A 267-nucleotide genomic window follows, 5' to 3' on the forward strand; every position below is an offset into this window, starting at 1 on the left:
TGGAAAAAGCTAACGCTAAAGATGGAAGGTGGTTTGTGATTCTTTATAAATTAACAGGAAATAATATAGGGTGGAAAAATGAAAGATAGGGATAACGGGGTTTCTAAAGATTTAATCATTGAAGCTGGGCTTCAATTGATCCCTAATGTTGGGGGAGCTCTAGCAACAGTAATCTTTGGTCGAAAGCAAGAAAAACGATATTCAAGGTTAGAAGGTTTTTATAACCAGTTAGCATCAGAGGTGGAGGGTATTAAATCATCTATAAGG

The 267-nt window shown here is 36.3% G+C and carries 1 protein-coding gene; it reads left to right on the forward strand.

Annotation, left to right across the window (positions count from 1 at the left end):
- Positions 1-78 precede the first annotated feature (78 nt).
- The coding region (locus SB753_RS37805; protein WP_410805253.1) for a hypothetical protein at positions 79-267 on the forward strand (189 nt) is incomplete at its 3' end.

It is taken from the genome of Paraburkholderia sp. SIMBA_053 (genome assembly GCF_046534895.1).
Taxonomy (GTDB): Bacteria; Pseudomonadota; Gammaproteobacteria; order Burkholderiales; family Burkholderiaceae; genus Paraburkholderia; species Paraburkholderia caledonica.